Annotated in this window: 23 protein-coding genes and 4 tRNA genes; 18 read left to right on the top strand and 9 right to left on the bottom strand. The window is 42.3% G+C overall.

The window, feature by feature from the left end:
- Nucleotides 1–12 precede the first annotated feature (12 nt).
- Together BN3769_RS03865 and BN3769_RS03860 are read left to right on the top strand one after the other, a co-directional pair.
- Nucleotides 13–1,977 carry a hypothetical protein gene (locus BN3769_RS03865; RefSeq protein WP_068467774.1) on the top strand — a complete coding sequence of 655 codons (1,965 nt, stop codon included), beginning with the start codon at nucleotides 13–15 and terminating at the stop codon, nucleotides 1,975–1,977.
- 532 nt (nucleotides 1,978–2,509) lie between these two features.
- Nucleotides 2,510–3,853 carry a hypothetical protein gene (locus tag BN3769_RS03860; protein WP_068467771.1) on the top strand — a complete coding sequence of 448 codons (1,344 nt, stop codon included), beginning with the start codon at nucleotides 2,510–2,512 and terminating at the stop codon, nucleotides 3,851–3,853.
- A 51-nt stretch (nucleotides 3,854–3,904) separates the two neighbouring features.
- Here the strand turns inward: BN3769_RS03860 and BN3769_RS03855 are convergent, their stop codons facing one another.
- Nucleotides 3,905–5,053 (bottom strand): branched-chain amino acid transport system II carrier protein, encoded by a 1,149-nt coding sequence (locus BN3769_RS03855; RefSeq protein ID WP_068467769.1) that lies wholly within the window; start codon nucleotides 5,051–5,053, stop codon nucleotides 3,905–3,907.
- A 494-nt stretch (nucleotides 5,054–5,547) separates the two neighbouring features.
- Between BN3769_RS03855 and rpe the strand changes: the two genes are divergently transcribed.
- The 8 genes from rpe (at nucleotide 5,548) to BN3769_RS03815 (ending at nucleotide 11,871) form a co-directional block, all read left to right on the top strand.
- Nucleotides 5,548–6,279 (top strand): ribulose-phosphate 3-epimerase, encoded by a 732-nt coding sequence (gene rpe, locus BN3769_RS03850; RefSeq protein WP_068467767.1) that lies wholly within the window; start codon nucleotides 5,548–5,550, stop codon nucleotides 6,277–6,279.
- A 52-nt stretch (nucleotides 6,280–6,331) separates the two neighbouring features.
- A complete protein-coding gene (locus tag BN3769_RS03845) occupies nucleotides 6,332–6,886 on the top strand; it encodes an elongation factor P (RefSeq protein ID WP_068467766.1) in 555 nt (184 codons plus the stop codon).
- A 54-nt stretch (nucleotides 6,887–6,940) separates the two neighbouring features.
- Complete coding sequence (locus BN3769_RS03840; RefSeq protein ID WP_068467764.1) at nucleotides 6,941–7,741, top strand: DUF924 family protein; 801 nt, start codon at nucleotides 6,941–6,943, stop codon at nucleotides 7,739–7,741.
- A 42-nt stretch (nucleotides 7,742–7,783) separates the two neighbouring features.
- Complete coding sequence (gene accB, locus BN3769_RS03835; protein WP_068467762.1) at nucleotides 7,784–8,296, top strand: acetyl-CoA carboxylase biotin carboxyl carrier protein; 513 nt, start codon at nucleotides 7,784–7,786, stop codon at nucleotides 8,294–8,296.
- 7 nt (nucleotides 8,297–8,303) lie between these two features.
- A complete protein-coding gene (gene accC, locus BN3769_RS03830) occupies nucleotides 8,304–9,665 on the top strand; it encodes an acetyl-CoA carboxylase biotin carboxylase subunit (protein WP_068467760.1) in 1,362 nt (453 codons plus the stop codon).
- A gap of 201 nt (nucleotides 9,666–9,866) precedes the next feature.
- The gene (locus tag BN3769_RS03825) at nucleotides 9,867–10,589 is read left to right on the top strand and encodes a hypothetical protein (protein ID WP_068467757.1); all 723 of its coding nucleotides are present in this window, start codon (nucleotides 9,867–9,869) and stop codon (nucleotides 10,587–10,589) included.
- 161 nt (nucleotides 10,590–10,750) lie between these two features.
- Nucleotides 10,751–11,137, top strand: coding sequence for a hypothetical protein (locus tag BN3769_RS03820; RefSeq protein WP_068467755.1), 387 nt, complete (start codon nucleotides 10,751–10,753; stop codon nucleotides 11,135–11,137).
- 44 nt (nucleotides 11,138–11,181) lie between these two features.
- The gene (locus BN3769_RS03815) at nucleotides 11,182–11,871 is read left to right on the top strand and encodes a hypothetical protein (RefSeq protein ID WP_068467752.1); all 690 of its coding nucleotides are present in this window, start codon (nucleotides 11,182–11,184) and stop codon (nucleotides 11,869–11,871) included.
- A gap of 126 nt (nucleotides 11,872–11,997) precedes the next feature.
- Here the strand turns inward: BN3769_RS03815 and BN3769_RS03810 are convergent, their stop codons facing one another.
- The 4 genes from BN3769_RS03810 to BN3769_RS03795 all read right to left on the bottom strand — a co-directional run bounded on the left by BN3769_RS03810 (nucleotide 11,998) and on the right by BN3769_RS03795 (nucleotide 14,044).
- A complete protein-coding gene (locus tag BN3769_RS03810) occupies nucleotides 11,998–12,678 on the bottom strand; it encodes an LOG family protein (protein ID WP_068467751.1) in 681 nt (226 codons plus the stop codon).
- A gap of 76 nt (nucleotides 12,679–12,754) precedes the next feature.
- Entirely contained in the window at nucleotides 12,755–13,768 is a 1,014-nt protein-coding gene (locus tag BN3769_RS03805; RefSeq protein WP_079989396.1) for a YitT family protein, read from the bottom strand.
- A gap of 117 nt (nucleotides 13,769–13,885) precedes the next feature.
- Nucleotides 13,886–13,959: transfer RNA gene (locus tag BN3769_RS03800), tRNA-Asp, on the bottom strand.
- Between the two features lie 12 nt (nucleotides 13,960–13,971).
- A tRNA-Val gene (locus BN3769_RS03795) sits at nucleotides 13,972–14,044 on the bottom strand.
- A gap of 357 nt (nucleotides 14,045–14,401) precedes the next feature.
- On the opposite strand from BN3769_RS03795, the gene BN3769_RS03790 reads away from it, so the two are divergent.
- Nucleotides 14,402–14,818 (top strand): hypothetical protein, encoded by a 417-nt coding sequence (locus BN3769_RS03790; protein WP_068467749.1) that lies wholly within the window; start codon nucleotides 14,402–14,404, stop codon nucleotides 14,816–14,818.
- Between the two features lie 95 nt (nucleotides 14,819–14,913).
- Entirely contained in the window at nucleotides 14,914–15,771 is an 858-nt protein-coding gene (locus BN3769_RS03785) for a glycosyltransferase family 92 protein (RefSeq protein WP_195155544.1), read from the top strand.
- Nucleotides 15,772–15,817: 46 nt separating this feature from the next.
- On the opposite strand, the gene surE is transcribed toward BN3769_RS03785, so the two are convergent.
- Complete coding sequence (gene surE / locus BN3769_RS03780) at nucleotides 15,818–16,627, bottom strand: 5'/3'-nucleotidase SurE (RefSeq protein WP_068467746.1); 810 nt, start codon at nucleotides 16,625–16,627, stop codon at nucleotides 15,818–15,820.
- A 326-nt stretch (nucleotides 16,628–16,953) separates the two neighbouring features.
- Here surE and BN3769_RS03775 point away from each other — a divergent pair, with 326 nt between their 5' ends.
- Nucleotides 16,954–17,985: a hypothetical protein gene (locus BN3769_RS03775; RefSeq protein WP_068467744.1), complete on the top strand. Its 1,032-nt coding sequence runs from the start codon at nucleotides 16,954–16,956 to the stop codon at nucleotides 17,983–17,985.
- Here the strand turns inward: BN3769_RS03775 and BN3769_RS03770 are convergent.
- The 3 genes from BN3769_RS03770 to BN3769_RS03760 are packed head-to-tail and all read right to left on the bottom strand — an operon-like array spanning nucleotide 17,979 to nucleotide 21,423.
- A complete protein-coding gene (locus BN3769_RS03770) occupies nucleotides 17,979–19,805 on the bottom strand; it encodes a TraB/GumN family protein (protein WP_068467742.1) in 1,827 nt (608 codons plus the stop codon). The genes BN3769_RS03775 and BN3769_RS03770 overlap by 7 nt on opposite strands.
- A gap of 10 nt (nucleotides 19,806–19,815) precedes the next feature.
- The gene (locus BN3769_RS03765; RefSeq protein ID WP_068467740.1) at nucleotides 19,816–20,670 is read right to left on the bottom strand and encodes an AAA family ATPase; all 855 of its coding nucleotides are present in this window, start codon (nucleotides 20,668–20,670) and stop codon (nucleotides 19,816–19,818) included.
- 9 nt (nucleotides 20,671–20,679) lie between these two features.
- A complete protein-coding gene (locus BN3769_RS03760; RefSeq protein WP_068467738.1) occupies nucleotides 20,680–21,423 on the bottom strand; it encodes a tRNA 2-thiocytidine biosynthesis TtcA family protein in 744 nt (247 codons plus the stop codon).
- A 270-nt stretch (nucleotides 21,424–21,693) separates the two neighbouring features.
- On the opposite strand from BN3769_RS03760, the gene BN3769_RS03755 reads away from it, so the two are divergent.
- The 5 genes from BN3769_RS03755 to BN3769_RS15215 form a co-directional block, all read left to right on the top strand.
- Entirely contained in the window at nucleotides 21,694–22,023 is a 330-nt protein-coding gene (locus BN3769_RS03755) for an SEC-C metal-binding domain-containing protein (RefSeq protein WP_068467736.1), read from the top strand.
- Nucleotides 22,024–22,125: 102 nt separating this feature from the next.
- A tRNA-Thr gene (locus BN3769_RS03750) sits at nucleotides 22,126–22,198 on the top strand.
- A 7-nt stretch (nucleotides 22,199–22,205) separates the two neighbouring features.
- Nucleotides 22,206–22,287 (top strand) — tRNA-Tyr (locus BN3769_RS03745).
- Nucleotides 22,288–22,685: 398 nt separating this feature from the next.
- Nucleotides 22,686–22,994, top strand: a complete 309-nt coding sequence (locus BN3769_RS03740) for a transposase (RefSeq protein ID WP_068467733.1) — start codon at nucleotides 22,686–22,688, stop codon at nucleotides 22,992–22,994.
- A 127-nt stretch (nucleotides 22,995–23,121) separates the two neighbouring features.
- Nucleotides 23,122–23,350, top strand: a 229-nt coding sequence (locus BN3769_RS15215) for an IS3 family transposase (protein WP_195155543.1), incomplete at its 3' end; no start/stop codon positions are given.

Genomic DNA, 23,350 nt, shown 5'->3' with positions numbered 1-23,350 from the left:
TAGTTGAGGTCAATGATGACCAATTATCCAAACTTGGCAATTACAACTTTATTTGAATCTCCTGAAGGCGATGGAATTATCAATCAGCATTATCGAGATGTCATTCTCCGTATCTTAAAAAAAATTCTGCCTGCAGAATTTTTTGATAAAAAAGAGACGGAAGAAGCAACACGCGAACATCAGAAGCTGATTTTTCAGCAATTGATTCCTCTTATTACATGTTCGGATGCAAGAAAATTTCCAGGCAACCTGTCCTTTTTCGCTTTATCTAAATATCGATCAAATTCTTTCAAATTCTTTTTTGAAATGATCAGCCGCTGGCTCAATCCGGGAAAGCGGCTGAATGTCGTCCTTGTCTATGCTTCCGATTTCCGCTTAGCGGAGCTGAGTGATGAGATTTATACTATCTGCGAAGTCATGATCAGTATAGAGAACCGCGCTGAATTCGAAGAAATTCAAAGGCATTTTCCTGTTATTGGAGCGGAGATCGCTTTGGGCATTCATTCCGAGTTTTATGCTCAGCGGATTTTGGAGATTAAAGGACTATCTGCCGATGATAAAACGGCTCTCATTCAAGGATTCATTGCTTTTCTCGTCAAACGTTTTCCCCATGCATACGATGTCGATGTGTTTACGGAAATGCAGCATGTCTTAGTGACATGCCGGGAGGATTTTAAGGCAGCCCGTCAGCCGCGCCATCTTAGCCGTATTATTAGCATTCAATACTTGTTTCGCAAGTCGCTGCGCGAATCAATTAAGAAGAATGCTCAGCGCCGCTACCTAAGTTTAAAGATTTTTCGTGCTTTTATTCGCACGCCTGCAGGGCGCAAGCGCGTGCTGAGCTTGCTCGTCGGCGTCAATTTTTTTAGGGACCAAGAAACCTTTGGGGAGAGGCACCTTTTAAGAGCCATTCAACAATATATTCCTTCAGCTCAAGCAATCGAAAATTCTTTCCTTCTTAATAAATTAGGATCGGAAAATATTTGCATTTCTTATTTGGAAATAGAGAAAAAAGATGGAAGCGATTTTACAGCTGCAGAAATTCGCAAATTACGCCGAGAGCTGCCTACAAATTTAAAGAACCGGATTGAACATAAGCTGCATCCCGTTTTTATGCCGCGCAATGAAGAAGAAATCATGCGCAATATGCTGATTTTAACAAACCAAATCAAATATCTCCGTGATATTCCCCAAGTTTTTATTTCCTTTGACGAACAAGCCTATGCTCATTTGTATTTTACCGTCATTTTAGCTCGCATTGTGAAAGCCGATACGCTTCCTTTGCCTGAACTCTTCAAAAAATCCAGTACGTTCATTGAATATATCCCGGATCGGACAAAAATCATGGGATATATGCGCAAAAAATATCCCAAAGAAGCTGCTGTCTTCCGCCTGAAAATATTGAAGGATAATTTTTTGCGGGCAGATCATTCCATTGATTTATATAAAGCCCGTCAAACAGTTGTTGGAGAGCTCTCTCAGATTATCGGCGAGGTTCGGGATTACAATGGAGGAATGATTTCTAAGCAGAATGAACTGCTATCGGAAGTCCGCCATCTCCTTGGGGATATAAAAGAATATGATGATTTATTGCTGGAAAACTTTTTTTATTCGTTAGCGCCTGTCATTGTGCGCGCCCTTTTAGATCCTAAAGCTTTCAGGACGCTCTTTGTTATGCTGCTAGACGGGCTTAAGGAATACAAACAAGAAAGTTATTATCTTAAGCGCCATACCGAGCCTTATAATATCTTTGCTCTTATTATTGTTGAAGATCCTCATGTAAAAGATAATCTTGCACGGGCTATTCAGGAACTTCACATTCCAACAACAGAACTGGCCTATGCTTACGCGAAAGCGAATGGAAATGCATGCATTGGATATATTTGCTGCGCTAAAGATCCCCTTAAAAAAGAACAATTTTTTCAGGTCATTGAAGACTCTTTGAGGGCTTGGGACCTCGTCCGACAAAAAGTTTAAATCAGACGAATAAACCTGCCCTATTCTAACGCCATCTTATTTATCTCGAATGAAGGAATTCAACAGTTTCTAATTCATCCTCATATACCTATATAGCAATTACGCTATTTTGCTTGATAAAATTTTTAAATAAAAAATTAAATTATGTGATAGTTTGAAACTATGTTTATTTATTTTAAATTTTGGGGTGATTTTACAATGTTGTAATAAAATCTATATGCAAAATTATTTTGTCAAAAAAACTCCAAACTCAGGTTAATAGTCTATTCGAGTTCTTTTTCCTTACTCGGACCTTCTTCTGGGGGATAAATAATCTCAAATATAGGTGGTTATGGGATTTAGGACAGCTTCTTGGAGACGGCTTTCAAACCTTATAATAGCATTAATTGACAATGCACCCTAGATTCTTGCTGTGCGTTTTTAAATTACTTTCTTTAGGAATAATTTTGAATAGGCAATTAGCAATTTAACGGTTTCTTTGGTTTAACCCTTTTGGGGTTGGCTATTTAAACGATAAAAAAGGGAGTTGATTATGGCAGTGATCAATTGTCCAGAGTGGGGAATCCCTCCACGATGGTTTGAAGAGCAAGACAAGCTCTTTAGTGCTTTGACTATTTTATCGAAATTAGAACCCCATCAGAAAATCCGCATTTTAAATGCCGATCATTATCAAATTGAGCCTGATGAACGCAGCGGTTTTTGGCGCTACTGGTCGGGCGACGGTTGGTTGCCTACCTTAAATCTAATTTGTAGAATTTTTGAGCGAAGTTTGGCTCATACCTATCAAGCCATGCAGTGGACCCAACAGAAGGTTGGGCAGAAAGAAGCGGCTACCAAAATGAATGAAATCATAAAAAGGTTCAATGCGCTTTTTCCCCTGTCCTTGCAAAAATTTGAAAGGTTAAGAGATTTGTATGCAAGCCCAAAAGAAAACGATAGCCAAGCTTCAAAAGAATTTACAGATAAAATTAGCGTCTACACGTTAGCTCTTTTGAGCGTGGCCAATGCCTTGAAGGAGACCCATTTGCATTATTCACAAGATTTGACTGCAGAAAAAGTCGCGAAGGAGGGGGAGGCAAATGATGTTGGCATGTCTTTATCGACAGAAGATGTGCCGCCGCCTCCCTCAAGTTTTTTACAGCAATTGACTTCCATTCAATTGAGAAATACGCGCGCTCCTTTGCTGGCTGAGACTCCTATTGCAGAACCCGAGAAAAAAAATAAGGCTCCTCTTTCTTTAAGAATGCCTTTAATCGGGGGAAAAACGTTCAATATTTCGTTATTACAGCTTAAATCTGTTCAATTGAAGCCTGGCTCCAAGCCTATTGCCTCTTTTCCAGAAAAGGAGGACGAATTAAAGAAAAAGTTTGAAACGGCGCAAGTGCATCAGACAGTGCTTCCGTCTAAAATGGATCAAGCTCGCTATACGAGGCCCAAAAAGGCTACAGTAGAATTGCCTTTTCCGGGCAATCAAGAAAAAAAAGATGGCAAGGATTTGCCCTCATTGCCATCTAATCCAATTCCCGATTCAGCGGCTATATTGGAGGGAATGTGGGAACAATTAAAAACGAAGTTTCCTAAGCCGGAGGGGCAAACTTCTTCTTTAAATAAGACAGAAGAAGATGAGGATAAAGAATGGGAAATTCTCAATAAAAGCATGACCTGGATTAGCGAAGAGTTGAGCATCCAACAAGCTCCCGAACAAGAAGGGGCGGATTTGCATGCGGGCATGCCTCCCAATAAAATAGAATGCGACGAGAAAGACAAGGGGGCTGAAATGGAGAATCCAGGACCGACTCTTTCGCTCCCTGATTATGTCCGTTCAAGCGAACAATTTGCCAAATTAGTGATGGCTCATACAGAACAAGATTGTTAGGCCTGCTTAGCTGCCATCCAAGGCAGGATGGCAGCAAGGGGAACGGGCTGTTTAAATGGTCTCTGCTTTAAAAGCGCTTTCGTCTCTTGTCAGGAGAGATTGAGCGGGCTTAAGCTGCCTGAGCTTTGCTAAGATATTCACTAGCGTAAAAGCGATAAGGGCAGGATAGGCGATTTGCAACAGAGGAGCTAACAAGGTGACAATCCCTGTAAACTCTAGCGTTGAGACAGCATAACTGGCCGACAAAGTCGCTAAAAGGGCTGTCAAATAATTGATGCGCTGCTTGAGCAAGACCTTTTGTAAAAATTCTGCAAAAACAGCCGCTAAAGCAATAGCCGTCGTCAGACAGGCTAATGCAATGGTAGCTGTTGCGATAAGTCCAGCATAAGGTCCCAGTATTTTCAAAGTTAACGACCCTAATAATTCGCCTTGGCTACTTAAAGTTAAGCTGGAGGCGTGATGGGCTGCGACTAAGCTAAAGCCAACGTAAACGAGCGATAGCAATCCGGCTCCAATGCAGCTTGCTTTAAGCCCGACGGCCAGGATTTTTCTCTCTTGTTCCTGTTCTTCGGAAAAGCTTGCCTTTAAGCTATGAAAAATAATTGAAGAGAAAAAGAAGGCGGCAAGCAAGTCCATTGTGTTATATCCTTCTACTAGGCCATACATAAATGACTGTCCGCTGGATAAAGCGGATTCTTGAGTAGAAGGAGCCGTCCATAAGCCAGCAACAACTATAATGAATAAGCTGCCCAGCAAGAGAGGGGTCAAGATATAGCCAAGCAAATCCATGATGCGGCTTTTCTTAAATGTGCACAAAAAAATGAGCGCAAATGCGGCTAAGCTAAACCAGCCAAAAGACAAGCTAGGGCAAGAGACTTTAAGCGTGGCATAAGAAAGCGCGACACAGCGGGGCAAGCCTCCAAATGGGCCTATTAAAAGCATGATGGAAGCAGCCAATAAAAAGCCGGGAATTTTACCTAGGCGATTAAAAAATTGCTCATAGCTACCTTGGAACAATAAAATGGCAAGGAGTCCCAAAAAGGGAACGCCGACGGCTGTAAGCAGAAGACCGGCAATCGCATAAGGGGTTTGCTCTCCGGCTGCTTGCCCTATTACAAGGGGAAAGATGACGTTGCCTGCTCCAAAGAACATGGAAAACATGGCAAGACCGGTAGATAAAGTACGGTATTTAGAAGACATAAAGCTCTCTTTAATTAATGCAAGGCATCTGTTAAATCATTCAAATGAAGTCTTCTTTTGAAGACTTTGCTCTTCTATATAAAGAAGATCGGTGCAGTTCAGCCCGTACAAATAAGTGGCTTAGCTTGATTAAGCTGATTAGTGTTCGGGATTTAATAGAAAAATGTAGAGAGAAAAAAGGGTATGTGTGCGCTTAGCGCACAATAATAATGGAAGAAGAAATAGAAACAGATTTAACTAAAACGCTATTAGACATTTGAATTGACTATTTAAATTTGTATGCTTACTATAGACTGTCAGATTATTTTTTGTCAAAATAAATAATCAAAAACGCCTCGTTATTAAGAGACTGTCGCTGAATTCATACTAGTCAAGATTTGAATTCTTTTTCTCTAGAGGTTTGGCTTGTTCAATTAAAGGATAAAACCTATCTTGACTTTTGACTGACAGTCGCGTTATGAACTAAGGTACTTTAGATAAAAAATAGGTCTTTCATGAAAAAACAATCAACCATCCAAATTGCTCCTTCTATTTTAGCCGGAGACTTTGGCCATTTAGCAGAAGAAGCGAAGCGAGCCGAGCAAGCAGGGGCAGATGCTTTGCATTTGGATATCATGGACGGCCATTTTGTTCCCAATTTGACAATGGGCCCTCAAGCTGTTGCCGCTATCAATCGAGCGACAAATTTATTTTTAGATGTGCATTTAATGATTTATAATCCGTTTGATTATGTCGAGCGCTTTGTAGAAGCTGGAGCAGATCGCATTACCTTTCACTTTGAAGCGACAGAAGATGTAGAAGAAACGCTTAATTATATTCGTAAATGCAATGTCAAGGCTGGGCTGGCATTTAATCCTGAAACTTCTATTTCTATGATTCCCAAATACTTAGATAAATGCGATTTAATTCTTTTAATGACTGTCCATCCGGGATTTGGAGGGCAGGAGTTGATTGAAGAGGCCTTAGATAAAGTCAAATTTACAAGGGATCTTTGCAATCAGCTCAATATAAGGGCTGGGGGAGTGACGCCAAAAAACAAGGCATCGGAAGAGAACCAGCTTCCTCCTTTTGACATTCAGGTCGATGGGGGCATTACTATCGACAATGTGGACCGCTGCGCTCGAGCTGGGGCGAATATAATCGTCGCAGGCACAAGCCTTTATCGCGCGCCGAATATGGCCGAGGCTATTCAACGCATGCGCATGGCAGCAAGCAGCCCTGCATGATAGAAAAGAAAGACATTCAACTCTTTTGTATTAACAGATAACGATAGGAATTATGGTAACAAGCAATCAACTTAATCCTGGAATGACGCTTTCCATCAATAATAAACTCTACCGTGTAGAGTCTAGCGTAAAAGTTACAGTCCCTAAGGGAACGCCTTTTATCAAAGCTAAATTGAGAGATCTTAGCTCGAATGAAATAGTCGAAAAAAATTTCAAACTTAATCAACCTATTAAAGATGTTTCCCTGATCGAAAGGCGTTTAGAATTTCTTTATCCGGAAGGAGAAGGATTTCTCTTTTTAGACATCTCCAATTTAGATCAAGTCTTAGTTCCTTCTCAAATTGTAGGAAATAAAGTCAGCTACCTTAAAGAAGGAGTGGAGCTTAAAGCCTTTTTTTATGGCGATACCATCTTTTCAGTCGAACTTCCGCAGTTTTTGGAGTTGATGGTTGCCAAGACTCAATCAGATGAGGAAACAGAGCGAGCGAATGGGGCTAAGATTGCTATTTTAGAGACGGGAGCGAAAATTGAAGTTCCGCCTTTTATCGAGACGGGAGATATCATTAAAGTTGACACCAAAACAGATGAATACATTCAACGTGTATAGTCTAGCAATGGGGCGTTTTGGCATTCTTCTCAATTCCAACTAAGAGGGATGGTTATGAAAATAAAAGTGTCTTGTTCGCTTTTTCAAGGTATAATGCTAGGCTTGTTACCTTATACGGCATTTGCCCAGCTTCAACATCCTTCTCTTAACGCTCCTCCTGTTCCTATTGGCAGCGATGCCGCCAGGGAGCCCTTAGCTCCTGCGGGGCGCGCTGCACCAGCCGAGCATATGGTCGTTGAGCGCACAGTGCCTGAGCGCGCTCAGCAAATTCTAGATTTCTGGTTTGGTCCTCTTTCAGGTCCAGACAGCTATCCGACCGATAAAGTCTCTATCTGGCTGGCCAATAGTCCAGACATTGATCGTCAGATTCGAGAAGAATTTGCCTTTGATGTCCAAAATGCCATTAATGGGGATTTGAATAGCTGGCGCGATACCCCCAAAGGCCGTTTGGCTCTCATTTTACTTTTGGATGATTTTTCTCGCATAATCTATCGCAATACTCCACAAGCTTTTGCGTCGGATGCAATGGCTAAGGGGCTTGTTTTAGAAGGGATTCAAAGAGGCGATGATAAAAAACTTTATCCTATTGAAAGGGCATTTTTTTATTTACCCCTAGAGCATTCAGAAGATCCAAAGCTGCAGGCTCTTTCTGTGAATGTCTATAAACAGCTGTTTGAGCAGGCTCCCGATAAAATTAAATCGCAAATGCAGCAGTTTTATCAATATGCCTTGTTTAATCAACAGGTCATTTCGCGTTTTGGGCGCTTTCCTCATCGAAACGCTATTCTAGGTCGGACTTCTACCCCTGAGGAAATTATTTATTTGAATCAGCGAGGGTCTTTTACAGCATTCTAAAGGCCCTTTGTCATCAACCGTTCAATTATAAAGGAAATCGAAGTGGAATTAAAACACATTAAAGAACTTATGACAGCTATGGGGCGTAGCGGAACAAAACGGCTCCAATTGAAGCAGAATGATTTTGAGCTTGTTTTAGAACGCCATGATATAGGAAATGGAAGAGCAGTTGAACAGCATTTAGACTATTCAGACGAACAACTTAGACAGCCTCAAACGCCAAATAGAGCAGATCAGACGCTTTCCCGCGGCTCCGATATGCCAACAGGGCGCGCTGCCTCTCCCATTGCGATTGAGCCTCCCAGGCAAGATGTCAATAGCGCTTATGTTACTTCACCGATGGTTGGAACATTTTATGTCGCTCCTTCACCCGAGGATACTCCTTTCGTAAAAATAGGGGATAGGATTGATAAGAACACTGTTGTCTGCATTATTGAAGCCATGAAAGTCATGAATGAAATTAAAGCTAATGTCACAGGCGTGGTTGCCGAGGTTTTGGTTGAATCCGGACAGCCAGTTGAATTTGGTACTAAACTATTCCGAATCGTCGAGTAATTTATCTATGCAAAAAGTTCTGATTGCTAATCGCGGGGAAATTGCTGTCCGCATTATCCGCGCCTGTCATGATTTAGGTCTTCAAACGGTTGCTGTATACTCTCAAGCAGATTCAGAGGCTTTGCATGTTTTACATGCCGATGAAGCGATTTGCATTGGAGAACCGCCTTCCCATAAATCTTATTTAAAGATTCCCAATATTTTGTCTGCTTGTGAAATTACGGGAGCTGATGCTATTCATCCCGGCTATGGCTTTTTAAGCGAGAATGCCAATTTCGCATCGATCTGCGAAAGCTGCGGACTCAATTTTATAGGCCCTTCTCCTCAGGCGATTGCCTTGCTAGGCGATAAGGCCAAAGCTAAAGCCACTGCTAAAGCTGCCGGTTGTCCCGTGATCCCAGGCTCTGATGGGATTGTCGTTGATTTAAAGCATGCCTTAAAAGAAGCGAAGAAATTCGGCTTCCCCATTTTCATTAAAGCCGTAGCTGGCGGCGGCGGGAAAGGTATCCGTATTGCCCATAATGAAGAGGAATTCACAAAGCAATTTGCTGCGGCACGTGCTGAGGCAGAAGTGAGCTTTGGCAATCCTGACGTCTATTTAGAAAAGATGATCATGAATCCCAGGCATATCGAAGTCCAGGTTTTAGGCGACAAGCATGGCAATTACATCCATTTAGGCGAGCGGGATTGCACAATCCAGCGCCGGCGCCAAAAATTGATAGAAGAGTCTCCTAGTCCGGTTTTGAGCCCTAAAATGCGCCAAAAAATTGGCCAAGCGGCTGTCGATGTGGTAAAAGCTGCCAATTATTTTTCCGCAGGAACGGTGGAATTTCTTCTGGATAAAAATCAAAACTTCTATTTTATGGAAGTGAATACCCGCATCCAGGTCGAACATACCGTGACAGAGGAGCTGACAGGGGTTGACTTGGTCATGCAGCAGCTTCGAATTGCTAGAGGGGAGAAACTTCACCTTAGGCAAAAAGATGTCCAATTCAATGGCCATGTAATCCAGTACCGCATCAACGCGGAGAATCCGGCTCATAACTTTTCTCCATCACCGGGGAAATTGGAATACTATCTGCCGCCGGGCGGCCCGCATGTACGTGTTGATAGTGCCTGTTATTCAGGCTATTCTATTCCACCCAATTATGATTCCATGATCGCTAAGCTTATCGTGAAGGGAAAAGACCGCTCAGAAGCTATTGCTATAGGTAAAAGGGCTTTGCGCGAGTTTCATATAGGGGGTGTTCACTCCACGATTCCTTTTCACCTTTTCATGTTGGAAGATCCCAAGTTTATCGAAGCAGACTTCGATTTAACTTATATTGACAGCTTGATTGCACAAGGATGTCATTTTCAAAAAGAGTGAAAAATTTACTTTTAAAACTTTTTTAACTCTTCTTTATTTTCCCTTAACACCTGTGCGTCATATACTCTAAGCAAATAACGACGGAAGGTGAAAGCCAATTCCGCTGGTATCGCAGTCCGATACCAGCTTTGTTGCAAGCAGGTTGGCGAACCTGCCCCGATTGGCCTTCTGTTTAATCACATATCCTTATGGAGGTATCTTATGAAATTAAAGACATGGCGTTCTTGGATGATCGCTCTTTGCGCAGGTTTTACATTAATGAATTCTTTCCCTGCTCTGTTGGTCGCTGAAGAGCAATTGACTCCTGTTGAGTGCATGAAAATCGAAGAAGAGCGCATGGCTCAATTTCCAAAAGAAGCGCTAGCGCAGGCATTTGATCTTAATGCTCTTATTCGATCTAAGTTCAACGACGAAGACTACCTTTATCGCATTCATTCAGATTCCTATTATTATCCCGTTGCCGTATCCGGCTCCGGCGATGTCGTTCAGTTGAACGATGCATCTAAATGGTCCGTTCATCCTTATCAACGTCATATTGTCATGCATTGGGTGCAAAGCGACTTGATTTTTATTAAGCCGAAAGCGTCCTGCTTTTCCATGTATAGCTATGTGTTGCAAAACCGCACAACTCAAGAAGCTGTTGAAGTTAACTTGATCGGATCTCCTATTCCAACGGGGGCTTATACGCATTGGATTGTTAACATTGATCCATACAAGAAACTTATCCAGTTAAATGATGATACGATTTGGCAAATTGATCCTAATGATTATGCGTTTAATAAGTGGCAAATTGGGCACCGCTTGATTGTTGGCGTGAACAATTACTGGCGTATTGCAAAGTATCCGCATATCCTCATCAATACAAGCCTTTACAACGCTCCTTATAGCGAAGGCGATTTTATTGGTTATCCTGCAGGATATTAAGGAAAAAGCCTGTCCTAATGCATGGACGCAATAAAAGGCGTTTATGCTAGGATGGGCTTTAGAGGGTGTATTAGAAATCGAATCCGGTTTGTGAGCGGCCTCAACATACCCTCTCAGTCAATAAGATGGATATTTAATCTAATCCTTTAAAAGGAGCCCATATGTGCAATCCCAATGATCTTCGTCCTCTTCCCGCCTATCGCCCTACTACAACCTATTCCCGATTAGAAGACGAAGAGGAACCAGCATCAAGAGCAACTGTTTATAATCCTGCTTTGAATCAATCTGCAAGGAAAGCAAAACACACATTTCCCACTGTTTTGCCTGTTTCTCAATCACCATTGCCCGGTTTGCCTCCTGTCATGCCGCAGCGCCACTTTGTTCCCGTTCAGCACTCTGTAGGTATAACAACAAATCCACCGGTTCCAACATTCCAACCTCCAGGTCCTCCAACTGCGCATACGGTTCAACCGATTGCTTATAGAAACGGAGGGGAGAACGATAATTCAGATCCGTTGCTCTTCTCGCTGGCAAAAAACCGCAAATAATACAATTTCGATATTTAATAATAGATAAGCATTATAGGAAAATCATGCATCCGTTAAATTTTTTTCGCTTTTTTCCCCATCACACTTATGATAATGCCAATACGCCAGAGCGAGCCAGATCTCGCTTGATTGGCGATACAATCTTTGGCATAGCTGCCAGTGCCTTTTCCCTGTTGGGGGCAAATTTAGTAGAAAGGGATTCTCCCGGCTTCGCTGCCGTTTTGCGTTGCGTACCGGCATTGGCTGCTGCCATTTGGATAATTAGAAGGCTCTCTTGCGGCAGGCCAGACTATCAGGGTGTGAATGAGCAATATCATACCCCTACATATGTGCATGAGACCATTCATGTGCCTACACCCTCTTATGTGTCCACGCCAACTTATGTCCATCGCCCTCCTGTATATGTGCCGCCGCCAGTTATAAGCCTGCCGATGGTGCATCAGCCTATGTATACGCTTCCGCACCAGCGCCCAGGAGCCATTCATCCTCCGCATGGCCAATCGCATACAACGTATTCCGCTCCAAGCTTTCCTTCTCCCAATTTGAATCCGCTTCCTTCATCACGGACGCATCTAAATGGAATGCATGATTTGCCTACTCAACGGGTAAATTTTCCTTCTGTGACTCCTACGCCTCCAAGAAATGTGACGTTTACTCCGCAGCATCAAGCTCCTGTTCCTTCATCAAATGCAGCGGCTAATCAGCCCATGTTTAATTTGGCGAGACGTCGCTAGACAAAGCAAGCAAAGAAGGGAAGAGGAGGGCAGGTTTCCCTTCTCTGCGCTAATATTAAATGAATTGGCTTAATGCTAAAGATTAAACTTTCGATGAATCAACGCGTGTTCGTTACAAATGTTGAACTAGAAGTTTCTGAAAGCTCGATCTCGTTGATAATGGCGTTCAATGCCATTGGCCACTTCTTCGGGATCGTCTGTAATTTGAAACATGTTGAAATCGTCGGGAGAAATGCAGCCATGCGATAGCATGGTTTCTTCAATCCACTTGAGCATTTCCGTCCAATATGCTTTTCCCATCAAATAGATGGGAAAGGCTTTGATTTTTTTTGTCTGAATAAGTGTTAAGGCTTCAAAAAGCTCATCCAATGTCCCAAACCCGCCTGGTAAAAAGACATATCCTTGCGCATAGCGAATGAACATCACTTTGCGGATAAAAAAGTAGCGAAAGTTTAGTCGGTATTTGGGATCGATAAAGCGATTTGGTTCGCTCTCAAAAGGAAGGTCGATAGCCAATCCGCAAGAGTGCCCATTGGCCTCCTGAGCGCCTTTGTTGGCTGCCTCCATGATGCCTGGCCCGCCGCCTGTAATAATGGCAAATCCCTTTTTGGAAATATGACGTGCGACATCCACAGCTAAATTATAGTAAAGGGAATCAGGAGGGAGTCGAGCAGAACCGAAAATGGATACCGAAGGCCCTAAATTTGTCATTGTTTCAAAACCATCGACAAATTCGGAAATAATGCGGAAAACCCGCCAGGAATCATGGGTAAAAACTTGCTTTTCTTCTTCGTGGTAAGTCGTCATAGCAGCGCCGATTGTAATAAATTAAAGCAAAGGGTAAAGAAATAAGCGTTTGAAGAAAAAGTATCAAGACTTTTTTCTATTCTTTATCAGAATCAGATTGCAATACTTTCGTGTCGGCCTGTGTAAGAAGAGGCTTATTCGAAGAAGGAGAGGGGTGCGGCTGAGGCTGTTTTTGCAAAATTTGGGAAAAGATCCGTTCCATGCGCGTCATTTTATTTTGAGCATGCTGAGACTTTCCATTCGCCACTTCGTGCAAATTTTCAATGGCAATAAAGGCGAGGGGATCTTCGCGCAAGATTAAATCTTTGAGCTCGGCTAATTGGAGACGCTCGGCGATTACATATAAAATTTCGCGTTCATCGCCGGAAAATCCGCCCCTTCCATACATGATCGTTAATCCCAATCCGAGCTCGTGAATAATGGCGTCAGCAATGGCCTTGGATTTAGAGGAGATAATTAAAACCGATTTCGTTTCATCCAACCCAACTATGACCGAATCCATAATCTTGATGACGACGATATAAGTGATCAAAGACATTAAAGGCGGATGCCAATCTTGAAAAACAAAGCCTGCTGCCCCAAAAACAAATATGTTGCAGACCAGGACAACTTGGCCCACAGTAAACCCTGTGCGACGATTGATAATCAAACCCAATATTTCCGTGCCATCTAAGCAGCCGCCCTCTCGAATGATTAAACCGAGCCCAATACCTAAAATGGCTCCTCCGATTACGACAACTTCTAAGCTGTCGCCCCTGAATTGAAGCGGCATCATAGTGGAGATAAAAATCATAGCTCCGGAAAAAAGAAAATTGGCCACAATCATGTGGATGACAAAGACTTTTCCGATCGAACGATAGGCAAGGATGAGAAAGGGTAGGTTAAATAAAATCAGCAAATAGGGAATAAGCCAGCTGCCGAAAACATTACCAAAAATCATGGCTACGCCAACAACGCCGCCATCGATCAAATGATTGGGAATAAAAAAGACTTCCAAAGCGAAAGCTGCCAAAAATGCGCCAATTGCCATCCAAAAATAAGCGAGGACCTGAGATAAAAGGGAACGCTTAGGGTTGTGTGAGAGGTGCATATTAATTGGGTCCTTAATGGATAAAAATTGTTCACTTTTACTTCGTAAAGACAGCCAACAAAAGAAGGAGGGGATTTACACTAACTACATGAGAAAGGACATGCTCTTACAAAGAGACGCGGGAGACGGGGCTCGAACCCGCAACTTCCGGCGTGACAAGCCGGTGCTCTAACCAATTGAACTACTCCCGCATTTGCAAGTGATGGGCGCAACAGGACTCGAACCTATGACCGCCTGTGTGTAAGACAGGAGCTCTACCAACTGAGCTATACGCCCTTGCAAATTAAGCTACAACTTTAATGATCTGGTGATTTTAATGCAAGCGCATTTTTAGAGGGGATAATTTTTTTTGTCTCTATCCTGTCTCTAATCAATTGTTTAGGTGAATTTTTTTTCTTTGTGCAGCGCGAATGCTTGTATCATTTTTCTCTCGAAAGCCAAGGGGGGACAACGAGTGATGACTGTTTAGTAAAAAGCCTTTTCGTTCCCTTTTGCCATTAGGCGAATGAAAACAAACAGGCTAAAGACAGCAGCGAAAGATAAAGTGAAGAGGTAAACCTGAATGAAAAGGTAGATTAAAAATATGTTTTTTGATTTAAGTATAGGCATAAATAATCCAGGTGAAGAAATAAAATGAATAATAGCGGACGTATAGGCTTGGTTCTTGCTCTGGTTCTTCTCTTAGCAGGATGCGGACCTCGCTCTTTAGATGATTTCAAAGAAGAAGGTAAAGGGATCACGCGTACACTGATCCAAGAATTGCAATCTATTTACACCAGAGATCAATTGGTGGCATCAACATCAAAACTGCAACGCCTATTTGATAAATTGGCGGATGTGATGATTGCGGCCCGAGAATTCCGGCATAAAAATTCCCAGTTGGATAGCGTCATATTAACCAAGCAGGATCATGAGCTTAGCGATACCTTGCGCATTGAGCTGAATCGAATTTATCGCCTAGAAGGGGGAAGACAGATTATTGAAAAATGCCAAGAATCGGCCTTGCATCGCTTAGATGCATGCCAAAAGCGATTAAGTAAGCAAGATTGAGTATTTGTATCGATCAATTCCACCATCAACCGAATTTTTAGGGATGCATGATGAAAATTTATTCAATAAGGCTTATCTGCCTAATTGGAGCCTTATTGTTCTTTCAATGGCCTGTTTTAGCTGAAAAACAGGCTAAAATTGCTATAGGGGCTTATTTTCGCAATGAAGGACCCTATTTAAAAGAATGGATTGAATATCATCGATTAATCGGTGTTGACCATTTTTATTTATGGAATAATTTAAGCTCCGATGAGTACCTAGATGTTCTACAGCCCTATATAGACTTAGGAATCGTGGAGCTATTCGATGTACCCGTTGAAAGCCAGAATTTTAACATGCATCTCTCTTTGCAATCAGATGCAATGGTCAAAACGTGCAGATTAGCGGAAGGGCATTATAAATGGCTGGCTTTAATTGACCTTGATGAATTTATCGTTCCCATCATAAGCGATAGGCTTGAAGCAATCTTAGAAGAGTATGAAGCATTTGCCGGCGTATGGGCAAACTGGGTTTGTTTTGGAACATCGTCTATTCCTCGCGTTCCCTCCAATAAATTAATAATTGAAATGCTGACCAAGAGAGCGCCCCTCAATCATAAGCACAACCTTTATTATAAATGGATTCTTAAGCCAGAAAGCATGAAAGATATGGTCAATATCCATATCCCCGTTTTCTATACAGGGTTTATTGGCGTTAGTCCAGAAAAAGAGCCTGTAAAAGAAATTATAGCGCCCTATCCATGCATAGATAAGCTACGCATTAATCACTATTGGGCGCGCGATGAAGAGTATTTTTACCGTGTAAAAGCGCCAAGGCGAGCTGATTGGGTAGGCGGCAAAGAAAGCGAATTTATTAAATTAAATGAAGAATTCAATGCCGAAGATGATGAGGCCATTTTACGCTTTGTTGCCCCTCTACGTGAAGCGGTTTTTGAGGCTGCGCTTCAACCTTAAAGCGGGATTAAAATAGCTAATGGGAGCGATAGGCGGCCTCTTCAGCTTAAATTTTATCTTTTACGGCGCTTTGCTTGAAAAACGTCTCAAAAGCGTCTTTTTGCTTGTCTAAATGCCCATGGTGGGTCAACTCTCCTACATGAATGGGAACGGCTGTGACATAGCCCTCCTTCAGCCAGCTGACATCGCAATCTTGGTCTTCTTCAAATTGGGCTAATTTCGATCCTAGCCAGTAATAGGGGCTGTTTTCTGCCGGATGTTGGCGCTGTTCCGGACTCTCTGCCCAATATTCTTTGCCCTGGCGGGTCAGACGGATACCTTTAATCTCCCCGCAAGTGCTCTTGGGAAAGTTTACATTTAAGAAAGTCCCGGATGGCAAGGGATGATCGAGAATATAACGCACCATTAAAGGAATATACGTTTCCACTCCAGCAAAAGAAGGATTAAAATAATCTCCTAGAGAAAAGGCAATTCCAGGAATATCATGCATCACGCCTTCTATAATTGCTGCAACTGTTCCGCTATAGAGTACGTTCCGGCCCGCATTTGTTCCTCGGTTGATACCCGATAAAATCAGTGCAGGAGAACGATTTAAAATGACATTAAGCGCTAATTTTACACAATCGGCCGGTGTCCCATTAACAGACCAAACCTCCGCATGGGGAATGGACCATTCGACTTTTTCAATCCGCAATGGGTGGCGAATGGTGATGGATAAGCTGACAGCCGATTGCTCGCCAGCCGGTGCCACGACGACAAGATCCGCTATTTCGTGCATGGCTTTCCACAGATGTTTAATTCCTGGAGCATAAACACCGTCGTCGTTGGTAATTAAAATCAAAGGACGTGCAGACATGATGGCTTTCTCATCTAGGGATAAAAAATATTAATAAAAAGTTAAAGACTAGCATTGCATTCATCATGCTCTAGATTCACATTCTAGAAATCTCAAATCTAGGTCATTAGTAAGAAATCCTCTTACTGCATTAAATGTGGACGATACGCAGTCTTTTCAAAGATTATTAAATTTATAGAGAAACAGATTTTTTTTAAACTTTTTATTTTTAAAAATAATTTATTGGAATCCAGTAAATTAGTAAAATCGGTATAAAATTAATTTATATAAAAACGGAAAGGAGTTATAATAATAATATAATAGATTTGTTTAATTTAAGAGATTCTATGACTCATTCAGAAGAATCGACTAAAGATAAGAGAAAGCAAAATGAATCTATTCATCCCGAATGCTCAGAAAAACTTTTCAGCATCCTGGAAAATTTCCAAGCCCAAATTCAATCTTTGCCTAAGCTAATTCAAGAAGTAGCTATTAGTGATCAGGCTTTGTCCCAGCGCTTTCAAGAATTGCGCATAGGCGCATATGCGCTTATTACGCAATTAGATCAGCAAAGGCCGCTTATTTTAGAAAAATTTGATGGTTTGCTTTTTCCTCTTGCCAAGGAAATTTTAGATGATTTGTTTAGAGAAGCAGAAAGGCTAAGGGATGATTTGGAGAAGGGGTTGGAGAGCTTGCAAAAATTATCAAGCATGGACTGGGTGGCTCATATCAATGATTGGCGGCATATTTGTATTAAATGGGAAGATCAAAAAAGGCTGACTGAAGACGTGTTGAAACTCTTGTCTGAGCGGACTTCCCAATTAATAGATAAGGATATTCAAGTTGTTCAGGACTATCAAAATCAATCTATCGCTCATCTTTCTATAGAAACGCAAGAATTTAAAAAATTAGAAACCCGATTGGCTCAGGCAACGGAAGAACCGCTTAAATATTTAAGGGAATTGAAAACGCAAGTCAAACATCCCTCTTCCTTAAAGCAGGCATCCGATTGGATTGCAAACCTGCATAAGCAAAGGGAGAGCTATTTTGATCAGCTGCTAATGAAAATTGATTCTATTGTCAAAGAAGTTGTTATTCCCGATGAAGGACATGACTTAGAACTATTGAAAGAAGTTGACAATGAGCTGGATTTTGTTGAAAAAGAACTTAATTCCATTTACCACCTTTTGCCGCAATTAGACCGAGAAGATGAGAAGAACATTCTCTTTACGATGGCGCGGCTGGAAGGGCTGTATGATCATGTCAATGACTTTGAATCCATTTCGCTCTCTCCAAACCTCAAAAATCGTTTAAATAAAATTAAAGATAAAATTGAATTGACGATATTTATTTTCAAGCGTGCGTGGGAAGGTCAATAAATATATTCGTCCGCAATTTCACGTTTATCATGCCCATCTAAAACATGAAAGACGCGCAATTTATTGAGGGTGATAGGGGAAAGCTGGCCTATGGGAATATAAACGATCTTCTTTCCGAAGCGGCGCGCAAAGCTTTTTAATTGGCTTCTGGGAGGATTGCTAGCCACATAGACAACCACGGGTTTGACGGCATAGTCTATCGCAGCCATTAATAAAATTTCCGATTTAGAGCGGCAATCTTGGTAATCAGGGTCAAACCAGACATTGGCCATGCGCCTAGGGGGATATGACATCATAAATCCTCCATACTCGCAGCGGCTGATGCCGGGGCCAACGACATTGTGAGAAAGGGGAGTGGCATAAAAAGACATATCCGATTCTTGGCTATGCTCTCCAAGCCAGGTTGTGCGCCAAGGATATTTTTCTTGGTAAGGCTTGCCTTCTATGGGCTTATCCTCATCAAAAATCACACAGACAGAACCGACTCCGGATGGCGGCTTGCCGCGTGTTTTAACGTACAACTTTTTTTCATGCCAATGCCGAATTGTTTCTTTGGTGTCTAGACCGTCTTCCAGGCTTGTCGAAAAGGGAATGGTTCGGGCAGCCTCTTCCGTTAAAATCTGCGTGCCTTTTTTCTTGAGAAAATTGCCAAAGCGCTCGATATTGATATCTTCGGGGGGATAGGAACAAATGCTGAAGGGGCCGGGAGGTCTGAATCGGAAAGTCGATCGGTCCTTCCTCTGTCTAGGAAACACGGAATCCTTTCGGCCTTTTTCTCTCATATGAAAACGAATGAGCTTGCTCTGTCCCCATACATCTTCTACGGAAAGATCCAATTCAGGCAATCCATCCACATTCTTGCGATAGGGGTAAGACGTTGCCAGCTCCCAGACTTCATAAGCATAATTATGATCGACACAGCCTTTGGCCGCGCTTAAAATTTTAAAGAGATCAGGCATCAGCTGATCTCCAATTAAAGCATAGTTGCGCACAAACTTCATAATATTGCGGAAGTGATAACCTGGAAAGCTATTTCCCGTATTCTCTTTGTATTTATCGGAGGCAAGTCGATAGAGCTGCAAGATGACTTTTTGACGGTCCAAGGGACCTAAGAGCGAAAGATGCTCGCGGCTCTCTTCATATAGAACCGATAAGTAGCCCCATTCTGCTAACACATCACGGCAGGATTCTGGAGTAAGGGTGCAAAGCTGGGCCGCTTCGCGGTCGGCATGATAAAGAGTGGGGAATGAACGGTTATCGACCATTTTAAGAATAGAAGCGACATGGGCCATGCCTCCAATAAACAAGACTTTGTCATAACGCAGGCAAAGTTCCTTTAAGCGGCGCGCCATATATGTTTCCCGTTCCAGGTCGACGGAAAGAGGAGGGCGCCGGCGCTCCATTCTGACTTGTTCATAAAGCTCATAGTACGCTTTTAACCCTAAGCGGTAGACTGCATAGGGATCTGGAATGGGTTCGCGAATCATGGGATAGGAATCGACATCCAAATCTATGCAATGAGCAGGGATATGAGATTCGGCAGCGCTGCGCAAGGCCTCGAAAATGGGATCGCAAGGCTCGCACATAAAATAAAGAGGGGCATGTTCCTGGTTATAAGTAATAACCAGGCTGATATCGGGCAAGCGCGAAGCGGCATGCAGCATTTGCCTTTCCATGGTCTCTGGTAATTCGACAGCAACGCAATCGGGTTTAAGCTGGTCGAAAGCTAATTTGACCTGTGAGGCCATTTCCATATTATAGTGAATAATGGGGAGGGCATACAGGTGGCCTTTCTGAATATAATACGCTTCGCTTGACACGCTTTAGACCTTATAGTACATGCATTAACGCTTCATCGCCTAGCGTCATTAGAATAGCTTCTCGAAGAAGGTTTTCTACATTTCCCCGGTTTCCGTTAAGGCTTTTAATGCGCTTGGCTGCATAGCGGGCGATGTTGATACCGTCCCGGATGGTGTAGTTTTCATGATTGGCATGCGCGCGCTGCAAGAAATTGACGACATATTCCATAATATATTCGTCAACGAAAGGCAGGTTTTCGCGCAAAATCCGGCGCTCTTCTTCTGCTTCTGGGAAATCTAAGTAAATTTGAGGCTGCAGGCGACTATGAATATATTCGGGAATTTCAAATGTCGAGGCATCGTCATTCATTGTCACGCAGATGCGGAAATCCGGATGGGCAGACACTTTTAGTCCGGCCACAATCGACTCAATATAACGCCTTGTATCTAGCAAAGGAGCCAGCGAAGCCCATGATTTTTCGCTCATGCGGTTGGCTTCGTCCAAAATGCATACCCCTCCTCTAATCATCGCTGTGACGAGCGCTGATGCGACGTAGCGAATTCCCCCTCCTTGGTCGACGACAGGGGAGATGAGCAAATCTTCCGGACGAGTGTCCATCGTGCATTGAAAAATATAGACGGGGCGATTGATCTTTTTAGCAGCTGCATAGGCCAACGTTGTTTTTCCCACACCGGGCTTGCCGATTAGGCGAGGATTAAGGGGAATGTCATTTTTATCAATGATGAGCCAGGCAGCTAAAAGCTGCTCAAGCACATCGCGTTGGCCGATCCACTCAAATTTAAATTCATCGGGAAAGCCGAGGGCGATTTCCACACCTTGGATAACAATGCGGCTTTCGTGTTCGCTAGGTAGAGAATAGGTCATACAATCTCCTTAAGGGATGGCAGCTTTTTGAGATCCATATAATAAGCCAGCTTTGGCAATATTTTCACGTGCATTCGGAAACAAGGTTTCAATTTCTTGTAAAAGCTGATCAACCTGCTTGCGCATAGAATTTTGGCCGACAGGGCAGCGGCACATAATTCTGGCAAATCCTTGTTGCTGGGCAAATGTACGAATATCTTGCTCAGCTATATAGATCAAAGGGCGAATAATTGTCACACCATATTCTTGCATGTGGATTTTCGGCAGATTCCCTGCAAATTCTGCTTTATGCAGCAAGTTCATCAAAATCGTTTGCGCATTATCATCGCGGTGGTGGCCAAAGGCTACTGTTGTTGCGCCCACGCTTTTGGCTGCTTCAAAAAGAAGGCGGCGTCTTTCACGGGAGCAACTGTAGCATTCCAAAGTCTCCAGCTTTTGAGTAGACTCCCGCACCATAAAGTTAATTTCCAACTCTTGGCAGATAGCCCGCAAATAATCTTGATTGACCCCTGCTCCGCAAGAAAATTCGCCGGAGACATGAATAGCGTGAATATCCAGGGGGGGAAATCCTCTTCCTGAAATAGCTTTTAATAAAAAGAGAAGCGTTAGGCTGTCTTTCCCTCCACTCAGGGCAATGGCAATTTTAGAAACATCTTTTAACATTTCAAAATCGAATAAGGCTTTTCGGAAAGTGCTTTCTAAGCGCTTACCCAAAGCAGTCCAGGGCGGACGGGCAATTGGAACGGTGATCATATTAGTTTTTACAATTGTTTAAAAAAATAAGATTAAATTATACTAAATGTGTTAATATAACGCATTTAAATACAAATTACCATCATAGAAAATTTTGAAGCTTACTAGAGAATTATAATTAGAATTCTGAATGCAAGAAATTTTTCTTAGAGTAGAGTATTTAAAGGCTATAGTGTAAAAATTTTAAGATACTCTCTTGCTTGAGTCAAGAGATTTCATTAAAACTTCGAACGAATAAATCGGCGATTTAAATTTAGTTTTAGAGGACGTATGACTGAAAAAGTTGGAAGAAATGATCCCTGTCCTTGCGGATCTGGGAAAAAATATAAAAATTGTTGTTTAAAGAATGAGCAGCAAAAGCAAGGGGGACCCTCTGCTTTGGGAAAGCGCAAATTTACCGCTAAAGTGATCAGTTCGGGGACGACTAAACCTCAGCAGCAGCCAGAGCAAACAATGCAGCATAAAGCTGTAGTGGATTACAACACTTTAATGGAAAGATCGTTTGGAAATGCCATTCATGCGACAGAGCAACCGCCTCTTCCCGCCAATCCGACTCAATATTTAGTCGAGGAAAAGAAAGAAAACTCAAGTCACTCTTAAAAAAATAAAGCCTTCAGATTGTATTTGAGGGCTTATTTGTATTTTTTTTCACAAATTTCTTGTGTTTAAAAATCGATTCTTGCTATAAATACCCCTTCATTCGCTGGCATAGCTCAACTGGTAGAGCACCCGACTTGTAATCGGACGGTTGTGGGTTCAAGTCCTACTGCCAGCATCCTTTAGGGGGTGTCGCATAGCGGCAATTGCAAGGGACTGTAAATCCCTCGACTCACGTCTCCGTTGGTTCGAGTCCAACCGCCCCCAAAACTTACTCAAAGGCCAATTTAGCGCCTTATAAGGCGCAGCCAAATTTCACTAAAGAGTAAGATTTATCCCCGCTTTCCCCCACTTATCTGCAACAAAAGACAATAAAACACAAAAGCAGCGAATCATCGTATCTCTGGTAATTTTTTATTTTACTGGGGAAATAATGGGGGAAATCCCTATTATTCCATGGTTAAATTTTAGATTTAAGAGAGAAATAATGGTTCAAGGCAAGGGATTCTCACTCCCTTGAACTGTTTTTTGTGAAAAATTTTAACTTTTGGAATAGATATGGGATCGATTAAAGAACGAAAAGATAATGGTCTGTTCCCGAAAATCTGGACCATTTTAAATGAGAAAAATTTTATGAATAAAGACATTTAAAATGGGAGATTGATATGAAAAAAAGTAAGTTTACAGATGAGCAAATTGCATTTGCCTTGAAACAAGCAGAAATGGGAACAGCCGTTTCTGAGATCTGCCGCAAGATGGGAATAGCGGAAGCCACATTTTATAAATGGAAAAGCAAATTTGGTGGATTGATGCCATCAGAAGTAAGACGGCTTAAACAGCTTGAAGAAGAAAACAGCCGTCTGAAAAGGCTGGTGGCGGATCTGACTTTAGATCGCCAGATTTTACAGGATGTTCTTTCAAAAAGCTTTAAAGCCTGCTCGTCAGCGAGTTTTAGTCAGGCAAATTTGCTATAACTATAAACTAAGCGAAAGGAAGGCTTGTAAGGTTTTAAAGATTCATCGGTCTTCCTTTTACTATAAATCAGTTGCGCGAGACCAGGCTGTTTTGACGCTAAAAATTAAATAAATTGCTTTAATACGAGTGAGATATGGCTACAGGCGTATTCATACGCTATTGCAAAGAGAGGGATGGAAGATCAATCATAAGCGGGTTTATAGATTATACAAAAATGAGGGATTGCAGATGAGGAATAAGATTCCCAAAAGAAGGGTCAGTCTTAAGACTCGTCTATTGCCGAACTTGGCAAGCTGCAAAAATGAGTGTTGGAGCATGGATTTTGTAGCCGATGAGCTATTTGATGGAAGCCGAA

The organism is Candidatus Protochlamydia phocaeensis (assembly GCF_001545115.1).
Lineage (GTDB): Bacteria > Chlamydiota > Chlamydiia > Chlamydiales > Parachlamydiaceae > Protochlamydia_A > Protochlamydia_A phocaeensis.
Note: the sequence above shows the minus strand (reverse complement) of the source record. Positions and strands in the feature narration are given on the sequence as shown.

What these genes read in the sequence shown, in the direction of transcription:
- BN3769_RS03790 (WP_068467749.1), top strand. Translation starts at nt 14,402, where the DNA reads ATGAATAATAGCGGACGTATAGGCTTGGTTCTTGCTCTGGTTCTTCTC.
- BN3769_RS03860 (WP_068467771.1), top strand. Translation starts at nt 2,510, where the DNA reads ATGGCAGTGATCAATTGTCCAGAGTGGGGAATCCCTCCACGATGGTTT.
- BN3769_RS03740 (WP_068467733.1), top strand. Translation starts at nt 22,686, where the DNA reads ATGAAAAAAAGTAAGTTTACAGATGAGCAAATTGCATTTGCCTTGAAA.
- accC (WP_068467760.1), top strand. Translation starts at nt 8,304, where the DNA reads ATGCAAAAAGTTCTGATTGCTAATCGCGGGGAAATTGCTGTCCGCATT.
- surE (WP_068467746.1), bottom strand. Translation starts at nt 16,627, where the DNA reads ATGTCTGCACGTCCTTTGATTTTAATTACCAACGACGACGGTGTTTAT.
- BN3769_RS03820 (WP_068467755.1), top strand. Translation starts at nt 10,751, where the DNA reads ATGTGCAATCCCAATGATCTTCGTCCTCTTCCCGCCTATCGCCCTACT.
- BN3769_RS03825 (WP_068467757.1), top strand. Translation starts at nt 9,867, where the DNA reads ATGAAATTAAAGACATGGCGTTCTTGGATGATCGCTCTTTGCGCAGGT.
- BN3769_RS03760 (WP_068467738.1), bottom strand. Translation starts at nt 21,423, where the DNA reads ATGATCACCGTTCCAATTGCCCGTCCGCCCTGGACTGCTTTGGGTAAG.
- BN3769_RS03805 (WP_079989396.1), bottom strand. Translation starts at nt 13,768, where the DNA reads ATGCACCTCTCACACAACCCTAAGCGTTCCCTTTTATCTCAGGTCCTC.
- BN3769_RS03765 (WP_068467740.1), bottom strand. Translation starts at nt 20,670, where the DNA reads ATGACCTATTCTCTACCTAGCGAACACGAAAGCCGCATTGTTATCCAA.
- BN3769_RS03845 (WP_068467766.1), top strand. Translation starts at nt 6,332, where the DNA reads ATGGTAACAAGCAATCAACTTAATCCTGGAATGACGCTTTCCATCAAT.
- rpe (WP_068467767.1), top strand. Translation starts at nt 5,548, where the DNA reads ATGAAAAAACAATCAACCATCCAAATTGCTCCTTCTATTTTAGCCGGA.
- BN3769_RS03810 (WP_068467751.1), bottom strand. Translation starts at nt 12,678, where the DNA reads ATGACGACTTACCACGAAGAAGAAAAGCAAGTTTTTACCCATGATTCC.
- BN3769_RS03755 (WP_068467736.1), top strand. Translation starts at nt 21,694, where the DNA reads ATGACTGAAAAAGTTGGAAGAAATGATCCCTGTCCTTGCGGATCTGGG.
- BN3769_RS03840 (WP_068467764.1), top strand. Translation starts at nt 6,941, where the DNA reads ATGAAAATAAAAGTGTCTTGTTCGCTTTTTCAAGGTATAATGCTAGGC.
- BN3769_RS03855 (WP_068467769.1), bottom strand. Translation starts at nt 5,053, where the DNA reads ATGTCTTCTAAATACCGTACTTTATCTACCGGTCTTGCCATGTTTTCC.
- BN3769_RS03815 (WP_068467752.1), top strand. Translation starts at nt 11,182, where the DNA reads ATGCATCCGTTAAATTTTTTTCGCTTTTTTCCCCATCACACTTATGAT.
- BN3769_RS03865 (WP_068467774.1), top strand. Translation starts at nt 13, where the DNA reads ATGATGACCAATTATCCAAACTTGGCAATTACAACTTTATTTGAATCT.
- BN3769_RS03775 (WP_068467744.1), top strand. Translation starts at nt 16,954, where the DNA reads ATGACTCATTCAGAAGAATCGACTAAAGATAAGAGAAAGCAAAATGAA.